We start from the raw sequence: 13,076 nt of genomic DNA, 5'->3' as shown, positions 1-13,076 counted from the left end.
GTATCAGCGTGGCTCCGGAGGCCCCCGTCCGGGACGGCTCCTCCGGCCCTCCGCGACCTGGGACCGGCTGCCTGGGACCGGCTGCCTGGGACTGACGGACCCACCCGGGCGGGCCCACGGTGGCGAGCCGAGTGGCCAGAATGGACGGATGCCGGAGAAGAACACCGAACTGGCGGACTTCCTGCGCCGTGCACGGAGCCAGTGCGACGCGTCGCGAGCCGGCCTGCCGGCCGACGGTCGCGTGCGTCGCGTGCCGGGCCTGCGGCGCGAGGAGGTCGCGTTCCTGGCCGGTGTGTCGACCGACTACTACACGCGTCTCGAACAGGGACGGCGGATCGTTCCCTCCCCGTCGGTGGTGGACGCCGTCGGCCGCGCACTCGGGCTGGACCGGGCGGGCCGCGCTCACCTCGCCGACCTGATCGGTCCGGAGGCCGCGGCTGCGCGGCCGCGTACGCGTCCTGTCCAGCGAGTCCGTCCCGGGCTGTACCAGTTGCTCGACGCGCTCGGCGACGTACCGGCCCTGGTGTTGGGGCGCCGCGCCGACGTGCTCGCGCAGAACCGTCTGGGAAAGGCGCTGTTCACCGACTTCGAGCGGTTCCCCGCGTCCCGGCGCAACTACGCCCGGTGGATGTTCCTCGACGACGCGGCACGGTCGCTGTTCGTCGACTGGGAGGAACAGGCCCGCGCGGCGGTGGAGAACCTCCGTCTGGAGGCGGGGGCCGACCCCGCCGACCGGGCGACGATCGACCTGATCGCCGAACTGCGCGAGGCCGGCCCGGAGTTCGCCCTGTGGTGGGATGAGCACCGCGTCTATCAGCGGACGCACGGCTCCAAGCGGCTGCGCCATCCCGTGGTCGGAGACCTCACCGTCGAGTACGAGACCCTGACGTTGCCCGGGGACCCCGATACGACGCTGTTCGTCTACTCGGCCGAGGCGAACTCACCCTCGCAGCGGGCCCTGAGCCTTCTGGCCAGCTGGTCACTGACCGGCGACAGCGCTTGACCGGGTGAGGGTGACCTGCCGCCGCGCTTGGGATGCTGGGGCCGTCATGTGCGGAGGAACGGGAACGGGAACGGACGGCGAGACATGGACGGCATACCGGACGGAACCACTGCCGGCGGGCGGCACCAGGACGCGGCCGCGGGAAGCGTACGGCCTCTGACGGCCGCGCTGATCATGCTGGGCATCGCGCTGCTGTCGGGCGCACTCTCCGTCCTGGTCACGCTTCCGGCGGCCCAGCACCTGCGCTCCTTCCAGGACGGCGAGCAGACCTCCGCGACGCTGCACACGGAGGGCTCCTGCATGATCGGCCAGTGCAAGGTCGAGTTCCGGGCCGGGGACAGACTGTGGTGGCGGACCTGCCGGTGGGCAGCGGGGGCGGCAAGAGCTCCGTCGGAGCCCGGATGACCGTCCGCTATCACGCGGACGATCCCCGAGTGGCCGTGCGGGACGACGATGTCGGCGGCGGCGGGGCGGCCGTGCTGGCGGTGATGTCGGGCGGAACGGCCCTGCTCTTCCTGGTGATGTCGGTCGTGGCACCGGTCTACGCGTGGCGGCAGCGGCGGGCAGATCCTGAGCCGGCGTGACGTTCCCTGAGGGTGGGCCGGCCCGGCGAACCCTTGAGGGACCTGCCCTGTCCTGCTCACGGTGGGGATCCGGCGCGCCGCGAGCCCGGGGGTGCGGCGGCGGTCAGCCTCTGCCCCGGCCGAACGCACCGCCCCTGCCCCCGGCCAGTGGCACCGCGTCCGCGCCGGCCAGGACACGGTGCCCACGTATCGCCGCGGAACTTCACGGACCGGGGTCCGCGGGCTCGGAACGGGCTCCGGGCGCGGACGGTCGGGGAAGCCTGCGCCCGGAGCTGGCCGTCAAGGAAGCCTGCGCCGCAGTATCCAGAACGCGGCGGCCACCGCGGCGGCGGCCAGGGCCAGGACGATGCCGGTCTCGACCAGTTGGATCGGCCAGTAGTGCGAGGTCGGGTGGATCTTCGCGTAGAAGTCGACCGCCCCGTGATCCGAGAGGCACGTACCGAGGTCGCCGGGCACGGCCTGGTCGCTGCAGTCGAGACCGCTGACACGCTCCCCGGACTCCATGATCATCCCGAACTCGAGCTGATCGACATGGTTGAGTGCCGAGTCCCACGGGCCTCGTACCTCACTCGCCGGCCAGAGAGAAGACCGGACCCTGTCGCCCAGGTGGTACGCCAACCCGATGCCGGCCAGCGCCAGGCCCGTCGCGGGGAGGGTGCGCCGCGTGAGCAACGCCGCCGGCGCACCGAGCGCCAGTCCGAGCAGAACGTACGCCGGGCCCACCGATCCTGCGGCGTGGAAGTATTCGCTGTTCCACCGGTTGACCCCGTCATCGGGACCGGACACCCACACCCACCGGAACAGCAAGGTCAGCGCGGTCATACCACCGAGCAGCGCCATCACGGGGACAGCCAGCTTCGCAGCGAGCCAGCGGACCGGGGACACGGACTGGGTCCACGCCAAGGTGGCGGTGCCGCGTTCCAGTTCGCGGCCGATCAGCACAGCGCCCGCGCAGGCGGCGATGGCGCACGGCAGCCAGGCGAGGAGCCTGGCGGACCGGTGTTCAGAACCCCAATAGCGCATCTCCGTGGCGCATTCCAGCATTCCTGCGCCACCACAGGCGCCATACGAAGCAGCCTCCTGCCCCAGCGCGTAGAGCCAGGTCAGCCCGCCGGCCCCGGCGATGACCAGCACCGCCCAGACCCACAGCGGCACCCGGTGCAGCCGCAGCACCGCCCGGGTCAGGCCGTGGTGCGGGGTGTGCGGGAGAGTGGTCATGCGGCAGCCTCCTGGCTCGGTGCGGGCGAGGCGCTCTCCGTGAACAGGGCGGGAGCACCGGGGTTGCGCAGATGGGCCAGGATCAGCTCTTCCATGGACGGCTGCTCGACCAGCCATGAGGCCGTATCGACGGAACCCCGCGGGCGCACCAGCGCGGTGTGACCGCGACCGGTCGTGCCGGACTCCACGACGGTGTGCGGCGCGAAGTCGGGTGAGGTGCCGGTGAGGCGGGCGTGCGCGGTCACGACGTCGTCGCTCTCGCCGGCGAGCCTGACCTGCCCGCTGCCGAGCAGCAGAAGATAGTCGCAGGCGCCTTCCAGTTCGGCGAGGACATGGGAGGACATGACCACGCTGGTGCCGTGCTCGACGGCCACGGCCAGCAGGGCGCCCATCAGCTGGTGGCGGGCGAGCGGGTCCAGGTCCGCCATCGGCTCGTCCAGCAGCAGCAGTTCGGCGCGCTTGCCCAGAGCCAGCGCGAGGGCGACTCGGGTGCGCTGGCCCGCGGAGAGGGTGCGGATCCCGGCCTGCGGATCCAGACCGGCGCCGTACGCGACGCGTTCCGCGGCCTCCTGATCCCAGCGACCCGGGTTGAGCTCGGCGCCCAGCCGGAGCGTGGCCGCCACGGTGAGCTGCGGATACAGGGGACGGGTCTGCGCCACGTAGCCGATCCGCGGCCGGGACCCGGCCGGGTCGGCCCCGAGCACCCGCAGCGTCCCCCGCGTCGGGCGGAGCATCCCTGCCGCGAGTGCCAGCAGCGTGGACTTGCCGGCGCCGTTCGGGCCGACCAGTGCGCAGATCCGGCCGGCGGGCAGTCGGAAGGAGCAGTCCCGCAGGACCGGCTCGCGGCGGCGGCCGTAGCGCATGACGAGCCCGCGCGCTTCCAGCGCAGCTGGTTCCTTGCTCATTGCTCTCCCTCGGTGAACTCCTGCTCCAGAGCGGAGCTGAACAGTGCGGCGACGTCCTCACGAGCGAGCCCCCCCGTGCGGGCTCGCTTCATCCAGCCGGCCAGCTCATCGGCGAGCGGCGACTGAGCCACCGCCGCCCCCAGCGACTTCCGCACAAACGTGCCGAGGCCGCGTCGCGCCTCCACCAGGCCCTCGCGCTCCAGCTCGCGATAGGCCTTGAGCACGGTGTTGGGGTTGATGGCGGTTGCCTCGACGACCTCGCGGGCGGTGGGCAGCCGATCGCCCGGTTCGAGGAGGCCCAGCCGCAAAGCCCGCTTCGTCTGCTGGACGATCTGCAGGTAGGTGGCCACGCCGGTCCCCCGGTCGATCCGGTATTCGATCACTGCGAAACCCCCTTTCACTAATTAAGTAGTGAAAGGATGATGCAGCGCCGGAGTCCACGTCAAGTCACCGTGAGCATGGGCCTGTGAGGCGATCACCGGCCTGTTCGGCGTGCCCGCTCGTCCGGCGTGCACCGCTCGACGGTGTACGGATGGCTCGACACGGCCCGGGCCGTGTCCCACCGGCCCAGGAAGAACCCCTCACACATCCTGTTGCGCCCTGCGGGGAGCGATCAGCCGGGCCGGACGCACCCCGCCCGGGCGGTTGATCAGCTTTCCGCCGCCGGCGCCGCCGGCGAAGGCCTCGGCCCGCGCCTCGGCCCGCGCCTCGGCCCGCGCCGTCGTTCCGGACCGGCCGTTCGGGGGGCGTAGCGGCCGGGCGTCGTGCCCAGGATGCGTTTGAAGTGGCGGGTCAGGTGCGGCTGGTCGTAGAAGCCGGACGCGGTCGCCACCTCCGCGGGCGGGCGGCCGTCCAGGAGCAGCCGCCGGGCGCGTTCGACGCGGCGTGCCATCAGGTACTGGTGCGGGGCGATGCCGAAGGCGGCGGTGAACGCCCGGACCAGGTGGGTGGGGTGGGCGTGCAGCAGCTTCGCGGCCTCGTCCAGGCTCACCCCGTCGGTCAGCCGTTCGTCGAGGAGTTCCCGCAGGGTGTGGGCCACGCCGCGGCCGGCGTTCGGCGGGTGGGCGACGAGCCGGGGCCGCAGGTGGCCGCGCAGCCGGTCGGCGACCAGGGCGAGGCGGCTCTCGGCCTCCAGTTCGTCGCCCCGCCGCGCCAGGGCCGTGTGCAGTTGTCCGACGCGGCGGCGCAGCAGGGGGTCGGCCAGGTCGGGGCTGTCCGCCGCCGGGCCGATGAAGCCCTCGTCCAGCTGCGTCAGGTCCAGGTAGAGCACCCGTTTGCGGAAGCCGCGCGCGGTGGCGGACGAGCCGTTGTGCGGCACCTGCGGGGGGAGCAGCGAGACCGTGTCGTGGGGGGTGCCGTGCTCGCGGCGGTTCAGGTCGTAGCGGACGGCACCGTCGTCGACGATCAGCAGGGTCCACACGTCGTGGACGTGCATCGGGTACGCGTGCTCGGTGAAGTGGGCGTGGAGGACTTCCGCGACGCCCGGAACCCGCGGTCGCCACGCGGAGATCTCCGGCCGTGCCAGCATGTCAAGAACGTACAAGAAGGTGTGCCGTGGTGGCGTGCAGGCTCAGGGCATGACGAACGAGCACACCCCCGTACGGTTCGACACCAAGATCGCCGTGCTGCTGCGCGACGATCTGGAGTCCTGGCAGCGGCTGAACGTCACCGCGTTCCTGGTCAGCGGGCTCGGTTCGGAGCTTCCCGAGGTGATCGGCGAACCGTACGCCGACGCCGACGGCACGCCCTATCTGCCCATGTTCCGCCAGCCCGTCCTGGTGTTCGAGGGGACGAAGGAGATCCTGACCGCCGCCCACGGCCGCGCCCTGTCCCGCTCGCTTCCCCGGTCGGTGTTCACCTCGGACCTCTTCGCCACCGGCCACGACCGGGACAACCGCGCCGCGGTGCGGGCCGTGCCGCGGGATCAGCTGGATCTGGTGGGTCTGGCCGTGCACGGGCCGCGCAACGCGGTCGACAAGGTGCTCAAGGGCGCCCGGATGCATCCCTGAGGTGCACGGGCGCACGGGCGCACGGGCCGGCCGATCCGTGCCGGCCGATCCGGGCCCGCGGTTCCCCGGCCCGCCCGCGGGGGCCGGGCCCGGGACCCGGTCACGGGCGGCGGAACGTCAGGTGACCCGGCGGGCCCGGTGGCGGACCGCGTTGAGCCTGACCTCGGCCGGAAGGCTGCCCACGCCCGCCGACTCACGGGCGTGCCGGAGTGCCTCCCGGCTCAGCCGCTCCAGGGCGGTCGCCGGCCGGGCGTGCGGTTCGAGCCGCAGCCCGGCCCGCGTTCTCGGCGCCGCGGGGCGGCCCATCAGCCTGATGCGTGCCCGGGCGACGCCGTCCATGGCCTCCGCCTCGGCGGCCACGGCGTCCTCCAGTGCCCGTCCTCGCAGCTGCCCTCCCACGCCGTCGCCGCTGTCGACCGGGGCCGCCGTGAGGCGGTGCCGGCGCAGCTGGCTCAGCAGCCACCACAGCAGGAGCGCGAGCAGCACGCCGAGCGCCGCGAGGACGACCGGCCACCACCACCCGTTGTCCCGGAACCGGGTCCGTGCCCCGTCGGTGAGGATCACGTCGTCCGGTCCCCCGAAGGGCCACCAGCCGGGCAGGCGGAAGTCCCAGTGCCGCTCGAGGTCGAGGCCACCGACCAGCGCGGCGCCGCCCAGGGCGAACAGGGCCAGCCCTCCCAGCCCGAGCAGCAGCCGGTTGACGGTCCTGAGCATGTGTGGTGTCACCCTTTCCTGGGGCGGTGGACGCGGACGGACAGCGAGGGCCGCCGGGCGAGACCGAGTTGCCGCACCCCGTCCGTCAGGGCCGCGTCCAGGTCGGCGCGGATGTCGCCGGGGTCGCGGAAGTGGGACGTCACCCTGGCCCTGACCCGGCGGCGGCGCACGCGGATGTGGGCCGACTGGACGCCCGGCACCTCCATGGCGCGGTCGCGCAGGATGAGCGCGGCTGCGGAGCGGCCGAGTACGGCCCGTACGTCGCCGGACCCGGCCGGGGTCCGCATCGGCAGCAGGTCGCGGAGGCCGGGGGTCACCGCGAGGATCAGCAGCCACAGCCCGACGGCCGCCGCCAGCGCGGCGCCGGCGAGCACCCAGCGGTCGTCGAGCGGCCGGGTCGCCAGTTCGTCGGCGAGCACGCGCCGCCAGCGCATCGCCGGCCCGCCGGCCCGTACGGCGGCCACGTCGTACAGGAGCAGGCCGGTGCCCGCGACAGCCACCACGGCGACGATGGCGGCGGGCACGCGCCGGGTGGACCAGAACCGGTGGGTGGCCCGTCCCCCGGCGTGCCCGTCGATCCGCTCCCCGGCCCGCCCCTCGGCTGGTCCGCCGGTCCCTCCGCCGATGCCACCGCCGGTCCCGGCGCCCGTCCCGCCGTCGGCTCGCCCTGCGGAGCGCCCATGGCCCCGTCCGGCGGCGGCCGACGATCCGCCCGCTGCTGTCCCGCCCGGTGCGGTCCCGCCCGCCGCCGTGGACGAGGACGGCCCGGCGTCGCCGGCCGGCGGCGGCCCGGGGGCCGGCTCCGGTCCCGGCTCCCGCCCTCGCTCCGGCCCCGGCTCCCGCTCGCTCATCGCACCCTCCCCCGGCCCTCGCCCCGCGTGTGGGGTGAGTGCAGCCGCTCGACCGTGACCACGACGTCATGGACCTTCATGCCCGCCAGCCCGCCGACCCGTTCGGTGACGACGCGGCGGACCGCCCCGCACTGCGCGCCGATGTCGGACGGGTAGCCCAGTTCCACCCCGATGTGCAGGCGTGCGTCACCGAGCGACGGCCCCCGCCCGAACGCGGGCCGTACGGACGCTCGCGCGCGGGGTGCCGTACGGCCGGGAGTCACGAGAGCAGCGGACGCGTCGAATCCGCTCAGCGCCTCACGGGCCGCCCGCGAAGCGATCTTCGCGACGACCCGGTCGGCGACACGCGTCGCCCCTCGCTCATGTGCGGGTACCGCCGGGGCTGCGGTCTGCGGCTGTGCCACCGTTCACCGTCGCCGGGCGGGGCGCTCACGGGACTGGAAGAAGTCGCCGGGCTCCAGATCGCCGTCCGCGAACCGCCCGGCGACGTATCCGACCGCGCCCAGCGCCGCCACGAGGAGAAAAGCCCCGAAGCCGCCGAAGTACCCTGCGAAGCCGAGCGCCATTCCGGCGACCAGGCCCACCATGGCCATGCTCATCGTGCCTCTTTCGCGTTCATCGCCTTCTCCGCGCTCCGCGGGGTTCGGCTAACGGAGCCGTGGCTGCTCTTGCTCTGTCTGCTCTTCCTCTTCGCCCGGGAGACTCACGTCGCTGACGAAGATGTTCACCTCGACGACTTCCAGACCCGTCATCCACTCCACGGCGGAGATCACGCTCTCCCGCACGGACGACGCGACGTCCGAGATCGAGACCCCGTAGTCGATGACGATCTCCAGATCGATCGCGGTCTGCTTCTCGCCCACCTCGACCCGGACTCCGTGGGAGACGGACTTGGTCGTCCCGGGCACGCGCTCCCGCGCCGCGTGGTAGGCCCGGGTGATGCCGCCGCCCATGGCATGCACGCCGTCCACATCACGGGCCGCCATCCCGGCGATCTTCTCGACCACACTGTCCGCGACGCTCGTCTTGCCGCGCGCCCCGCCGTCGGCGGTGTACGACCCGCCGCCCGCGGTCTCCTTGCCAGAGGTGTCGGGCCTGCTCTTCTGTGCCGTTTCCGTCATGGCCGGTGATCCCTTCCTGGAACGGATTCCTCCCGGTTTTCCACGTTAAGGCCGTTCTGCGCGAGATGCTCCTTGTGCGGGCATACGGTGGACCCGGCCCGCCGGACCAGCGGCGCGAGCGGCCGCACGGACCCGGTTCCGGCAGTCTGGACACGGCACGGTACGGAAGAGGTGGTGGCCGATGACGGCCGACGGATGGACGCAGGCCGGACGGAACCCGCTCGGCCCGGGCCTTCTCCTGCCCCTCGGCGGGCCCGGGGACGGAGCGTGGATCACCGAGCGCGCCGCCTGTGCGGTGCTGAACCGGGCGTCCGCCCGGGTGGACGGTGTCCAGCTCGGCGCCGTGAGAATCCGCCTGGCCGTACCGGAGGCGGCGCCGGAGCCGGCTGCCGGGGCCCACCGGGCCGCGCTGCGGCCGGAACCGCTGCGGATCGAGGCGGACTTCTCGGCGTCGGCCCGGCAGCCCCTGCCCCGCACCGCGGGGGAGCTCCGCCGGGCGCTGCTCGCCGCGGCCACCGAACGCCTCGGGCTGCCGACGGCCGAGATCGACCTGCGGGTGACGGACCTGCTGGGGGAGCCCGCCCGCGCGGACGACCGGGCTGCGAACCGTGCCCCGGACCGGGCCGGGGAGCGGGCCTCGGCCCGGGCCTCGGACCCGTCCGCGGCCCGGTTCGCGGAGTGGCGTCCGGACCCGGCCGAAGCCGCCGGCACGGGAACGCCTCCGCCCGGATCCGACGGTTCCGGTCCGGCCCCGGCAGGAGCCGACGGCGCCGGACCGGCCCCGGTCTCCGGCTCCCCGCACCCGTCGCCGGGCCCGACGCCGCACCCCTCACCCGGCCCGGTGCCCGTGCGGGAGCCGGCCGCGGAGCTGGCCGACGCCGTGACGGCCGTGCCCGGCGTCACCCGCCTCGCCCCCGTTCCGGAGCCGCCGGCGGAACAGACCAGCCGGTGGTTCGCCCAAGCCGTACGGATCAAGGACGGCGACGATCCCCCGAGCCGGCACGTCCGGATCCAGCTCGCCACCGCCGAGGACCATCGCGCCCTCGACGTCGCCCGGGCCGTCCGCACGGCGGTGGCCGGGGCGGCGGAGGGCGACGCCCCCGGTCCGGTGACGGTCACCGTCCTCGTGACGGCGGTGGAACCGGCCGGGACCCCGCCGGGCTGACCGGCGCCACCGGCCGGACCCCGCCGGACCGCCCGCCGCCCGCCGCCCGCCGCCACAACGCCCGTGCCCGGCAGGGGAGTTCACGCCCCGGGCCGGGGGCGCTCACGCGCCCCCCGCGACGCCGCCTCCTCCGGCGCACAACCTTCGCGCCGTACCGCAGGTCTCACCGTGTGGATCCTCGCCTCGCCCCGTCCCGTCCCGCCATGGTGCTCCTGGAGGAATCATGCGTCGCCCGCACGCGCTGTGCGTCCTGGCCGCCCTCGGTCTCGGCGCCGCCCTCACCGGAGCTCCCGCCCAGGCCGCCGACGGGGCCCGGCAGTCGCCGGCGGCAGCCGCGTCCGCCGGCGAGGACTTCAACGGCGACGGCTACCAGGACCTGGCGATCGGAGCCCCCGACGCCACGGTCTCCGGGCACGGGCAGGCCGGGTACGTCGTCATCACCTACGGCTCGGCGGCCGGCCCCGACACCTCCTCCCGCGGGTATCTCACGCAGAGCAGCGCGGGCATCTCCGGCACCCCCGAGGAGGGCGACCGCTTCGGCGAGAAACTGATCGCCCGCGACCTCGACGGGGACGGCATCACCGATCTCGCCGTCCACAGCGCGGGCGAGAACGTCGCCGGCACCGGCAGCCGCGGCATGGTGACGGTGCTGTGGGGCGGCACCGGCGGCCTCAGCGGTGACGGCTCGGCCGTCCTCAAGGCACCGGCGGACAGCATGCACTGGAGCGTCGGCTCCAACCTCACCGGCGGCGACTTCGACGGCGACGGCAACGCCGACCTCTTCCTGGAGTACGGGCCCGACTGGGACGTGCGCTCCGTACTCCGCGGCCCGTTCAGCCGGGCCGGGGAACCGGCGGGCGTGCGGAACCTCACCCTCTTCAGCACCGACAACAGCATTTCCGCGATCGCCGCGGGCGACATGACCGGCGACGGCATCGACGACCTCGCCACCTTCTACGCGTACCAGAACCACGCCGAGGGCGGGAAGTTCTGGCGCGGCACCGCCTCGGGCCTCTCCACGGTCCCGGCCGCGCTGCCCTCCGCGGCCACCGCCGTGACCGGCGATTTCGACAAGGACGGCATCGGCGACCTGGCGACCCGTGTGGTCCCCGGCGACATCGTCGAGAACCTGCCCGACGACGCGGGCACGGTGAGGGTCCACTACGGAACCCCCTCCGGACCGGGCACCGGCCGCGTCACGACGATCCACCAGGACACCCCGGGCGTCCCGGGCACGGGCGAGAAGGGCGACAACTTCGGCGCCCGCCTCTCCGCGGGGGACGCCAACGGCGACGGCTACGCGGACCTCGCCGCGGCCGTGCCCTACGAGGCCATCGGCAACCGGAGCGGGGCCGGAGCCGTGGTCCTGCTCAAGGGCGGCTCCGGCGGCCTCACCGGCACCGGCGCGCAGGCCTTCCACCAGGACACGCAGGGGATTCCCGGCATCGCCGAGACGGGCGACCACTTCGGCGACGCGGTCCGTCTCCTGGACGTCACCCGGGACGGCAGGGCCGAACTGGCCGCGTCCGCGCCGGAGGAGAACGGCACCGGCGCCGTCTGGTCCCTGCGCGGCACCGCCTCCGGCCTCACGGCCACGGGCTCGGCCGCCTTCAACCCGGTGGACCTGGGCATCCCGGCCGCGGGCTCCCGCTTCGGCGCGGTCCTCGCCAACCACACCGGCGTCCACGTGGAGTAGGAGGCACCCGGTCGCCGGCCGGTCCGGGCGGTGGGGCCGCCGGCAGGGGGCGCGGCCGGGCCGCGGAGCGCACCGAACGCTGCCCGCGGGATTCGGCGGTTCCGGCGTGAACGGGCCCGGCCCGCGCCCCGTATCCGTATATGACCGAGGTGTGCGTACAGAAGCTCTCGGTCTTCACGGGATTCCGGTACACGGGCCGCGCATACCGCGGCCGCAGGGGATGGGGGAGAACATGGCGGCAGTGAACAACGCGGTGCGGAGAGGCGGCGTGGCTCCGGTGGACGCGGCGCGCTGGGCCATGTGGACCTGCGTCATCGTCAACGTGGTGATCGTCGAGGCGCTGTTCCTCGGCGCCGGTCCGGGCAAGAACGGGGTGCTCACGGTCGCCAAGTTCTTCGGAGTGCACGCGGCCCTGCTGATGCTCTGCCAACTGCTGCTGGTGGCCCGGCTGCCGTGGCTGGACCGCCGCATCGGGATGGACCGGCTGACGGTGTGGCACCGCTGGGTCGGCTTCTCCCTGGTGTGGACCGTCCTCACCCACGCCACGCTGGTGGTGCTCGGCTACGCGACACTCGACGACGCCTCCATGGGGAAGACGTTCCTCGCCCTGAGCGGGGTGCCGGCCTCCCTGCTGGGCATACTCGCCGCGGCCGTCATCCTCGTGATCGCCGTGGTCTCCACCCGGTCCCTGCGGCGGCGGCTGCGGTACGAGGTCTGGCACGGTCTGCACCTGCTGCTCTACGTGGCCCTGGGCCTGTCGTTCGTGCACCAGTTGCTGGAGACCAAGACGTTCACCTCCTCCGCGTTCGCGACGGCCTACTGGTGGGCCCTGTGGCTGTTCGCCTTCGGCGCTCTGCTGGCCGGGCGTGTCGCCGTGCCGCTGTGGCGCAATGCCCACCACCGGTTCCGCGTCGCGGCCGTGGTGCCGGAGTCGGACCACGCGGTGTCCGTGTACGTCACCGGCCGGCACCTCGGCAAACTTCCCGCCCGGGCCGGGCAGTTCTGCATCTGGCGGTTCCCCGGGCACAACCACTGGTGGACGGCCAACCCCTTCTCCCTGTCGGCGACGCCCGACGGGGAGGGGCTGCGCCTCACGGCGAAGGCGGCGGGCGGCACCAGCGCCGGCCTGCGGAACGTCCCGGTCGGCAGCCGCGTCTTCGTCGAGGGACCGTACGGGGCGTTCACCTCGCTCCACCGGACCCGGCCCGGCGCCGTGCTGATCGCCGGCGGCGTGGGCATCACGCCCGTGCGGGCACTGCTGGGGGAACAGGGGACCGGCGACATCGTCGTGCTGTACCGGGTTCGCAGCGAGGCCGATGCCGTGCTGCTGGACGAGGTGCGCGAGCTGGTCGCGCTGCGGGGCGGACGGTTGCATCTGCTCACCGGCAGGACCGGCGAGGGCGGCGCCCCGCCGTTCGGCCCGGACAGTCTGCACCGGCTGGTCCCGGACATCACCGAACGCGACGTGTACGTCTGCGGCCCGCCCGCCATGACCACGGCCGTCCTGTCCGGCCTGCGGGACCTGAAGGTCCCGGCGCGCCAGGTGCACGCCGAGAGGTTCGGGCTGGCCTGACGCGGACAGCGGCCACGCCTCCGGGACGGACGCCGGTCTTGCGGACGGCGGACGTGTGTCCGCCGGCGCTCGGGGACGGCGCGACGCGGCGGACGGCCTGAGGACGGGGCCGGGGGGCGGGCCTCGGGATCCGGGAGCCCGGAGCCGGGGCCCCGATCCGGGAGTCGGGAGCCGGGAGTCGGGAGCCGCAGGTCAGGAGTCGGGTGGAGTTTGTGGAGGCGGAGGCGGAGGGGTTGC

General features: G+C 74.0%; 16 protein-coding genes. 7 read left to right on the top strand and 9 right to left on the bottom strand.

The features are described 5' to 3' along the window. Positions 1–148 precede the first annotated feature (148 nt). The 3 genes from LIX60_RS18300 to LIX60_RS18290 all read left to right on the top strand — a co-directional run bounded on the left by LIX60_RS18300 (position 149) and on the right by LIX60_RS18290 (position 1,587). On the top strand, positions 149–1,003 hold the full coding sequence (locus LIX60_RS18300) for a helix-turn-helix transcriptional regulator (protein ID WP_227959408.1): 855 nt from the start codon (positions 149–151) through the stop codon (positions 1,001–1,003). Positions 1,004–1,087: 84 nt separating this feature from the next. Further along, entirely contained in the window at positions 1,088–1,408 is a 321-nt protein-coding gene (locus LIX60_RS18295) for a hypothetical protein (RefSeq protein ID WP_227959407.1), read from the top strand. Beyond that, entirely contained in the window at positions 1,405–1,587 is a 183-nt protein-coding gene (locus LIX60_RS18290; RefSeq protein WP_227959406.1) for a hypothetical protein, read from the top strand. The genes LIX60_RS18295 and LIX60_RS18290 overlap by 4 nt, the downstream gene beginning before the upstream one ends. 279 nt (positions 1,588–1,866) lie before the next feature. Here the strand turns inward: LIX60_RS18290 and LIX60_RS18285 are convergent, their stop codons facing one another. From LIX60_RS18285 to LIX60_RS18270, 4 genes are all read right to left on the bottom strand, one after another. Further along, a complete protein-coding gene (locus LIX60_RS18285) occupies positions 1,867–2,805 on the bottom strand; it encodes an ABC transporter permease (RefSeq protein WP_227959405.1) in 939 nt (312 codons plus the stop codon). Beyond that, positions 2,802–3,710 carry an ABC transporter ATP-binding protein gene (locus LIX60_RS18280; protein WP_227959404.1) on the bottom strand — a complete coding sequence of 303 codons (909 nt, stop codon included), beginning with the start codon at positions 3,708–3,710 and terminating at the stop codon, positions 2,802–2,804. The genes LIX60_RS18285 and LIX60_RS18280 overlap by 4 nt, the downstream gene beginning before the upstream one ends. Beyond that, complete coding sequence (locus LIX60_RS18275; RefSeq protein ID WP_227959403.1) at positions 3,707–4,093, bottom strand: GntR family transcriptional regulator; 387 nt, start codon at positions 4,091–4,093, stop codon at positions 3,707–3,709. Before LIX60_RS18275 ends, LIX60_RS18280 begins: the two co-directional genes overlap by 4 nt. A 266-nt stretch (positions 4,094–4,359) precedes the next feature. Then, a complete protein-coding gene (locus LIX60_RS18270) occupies positions 4,360–5,238 on the bottom strand; it encodes an AraC family transcriptional regulator (protein WP_227959402.1) in 879 nt (292 codons plus the stop codon). A 49-nt stretch (positions 5,239–5,287) separates the two neighbouring features. On the opposite strand from LIX60_RS18270, the gene LIX60_RS18265 reads away from it, so the two are divergent. Continuing rightward, the gene (locus LIX60_RS18265) at positions 5,288–5,719 is read left to right on the top strand and encodes a DUF2000 domain-containing protein (protein ID WP_227959401.1); all 432 of its coding nucleotides are present in this window, start codon (positions 5,288–5,290) and stop codon (positions 5,717–5,719) included. A gap of 117 nt (positions 5,720–5,836) precedes the next feature. Here LIX60_RS18265 and amaP read toward each other — a convergent pair whose 3' ends face one another. The 5 genes from amaP to LIX60_RS18240 are packed head-to-tail and all read right to left on the bottom strand — an operon-like array spanning position 5,837 to position 8,405. Continuing rightward, positions 5,837–6,433 carry an alkaline shock response membrane anchor protein AmaP gene (gene amaP / locus LIX60_RS18260; RefSeq protein WP_227959400.1) on the bottom strand — a complete coding sequence of 199 codons (597 nt, stop codon included), beginning with the start codon at positions 6,431–6,433 and terminating at the stop codon, positions 5,837–5,839. An 8-nt stretch (positions 6,434–6,441) separates the two neighbouring features. Beyond that, entirely contained in the window at positions 6,442–7,284 is an 843-nt protein-coding gene (locus tag LIX60_RS18255) for a DUF6286 domain-containing protein (RefSeq protein WP_374117878.1), read from the bottom strand. Next, a complete protein-coding gene (locus LIX60_RS18250) occupies positions 7,281–7,688 on the bottom strand; it encodes a hypothetical protein (RefSeq protein WP_227959399.1) in 408 nt (135 codons plus the stop codon). Before LIX60_RS18250 ends, LIX60_RS18255 begins: the two co-directional genes overlap by 4 nt. Before the next feature lie 3 nt (positions 7,689–7,691). After that, positions 7,692–7,883 (bottom strand): hypothetical protein, encoded by a 192-nt coding sequence (locus tag LIX60_RS18245; protein WP_019711856.1) that lies wholly within the window; start codon positions 7,881–7,883, stop codon positions 7,692–7,694. A gap of 48 nt (positions 7,884–7,931) precedes the next feature. Next, positions 7,932–8,405 carry an Asp23/Gls24 family envelope stress response protein gene (locus tag LIX60_RS18240; protein ID WP_227959398.1) on the bottom strand — a complete coding sequence of 158 codons (474 nt, stop codon included), beginning with the start codon at positions 8,403–8,405 and terminating at the stop codon, positions 7,932–7,934. A gap of 181 nt (positions 8,406–8,586) precedes the next feature. On the opposite strand from LIX60_RS18240, the gene LIX60_RS18235 reads away from it, so the two are divergent. The 3 genes from LIX60_RS18235 (at position 8,587) to LIX60_RS18225 (ending at position 12,839) form a co-directional block, all read left to right on the top strand. Beyond that, positions 8,587–9,570 (top strand): hypothetical protein, encoded by a 984-nt coding sequence (locus LIX60_RS18235; RefSeq protein WP_227959397.1) that lies wholly within the window; start codon positions 8,587–8,589, stop codon positions 9,568–9,570. 223 nt (positions 9,571–9,793) lie between these two features. Further along, positions 9,794–11,266, top strand: a complete 1,473-nt coding sequence (locus LIX60_RS18230) for a hypothetical protein (RefSeq protein ID WP_227959396.1) — start codon at positions 9,794–9,796, stop codon at positions 11,264–11,266. 232 nt (positions 11,267–11,498) lie between these two features. After that, entirely contained in the window at positions 11,499–12,839 is a 1,341-nt protein-coding gene (locus tag LIX60_RS18225) for a ferric reductase-like transmembrane domain-containing protein (RefSeq protein ID WP_227959395.1), read from the top strand. Positions 12,840–13,076 lie beyond the last annotated feature (237 nt).

This window comes from Streptomyces sp. S07_1.15 (genome assembly GCF_020739505.1).
Taxonomy (GTDB): domain Bacteria; phylum Actinomycetota; class Actinomycetes; order Streptomycetales; family Streptomycetaceae; genus Streptomyces; species Streptomyces xinghaiensis.
The sequence above is the reverse complement of the archived record's forward strand: the minus strand, read 5'-3'. Positions and strand labels throughout refer to the sequence as shown.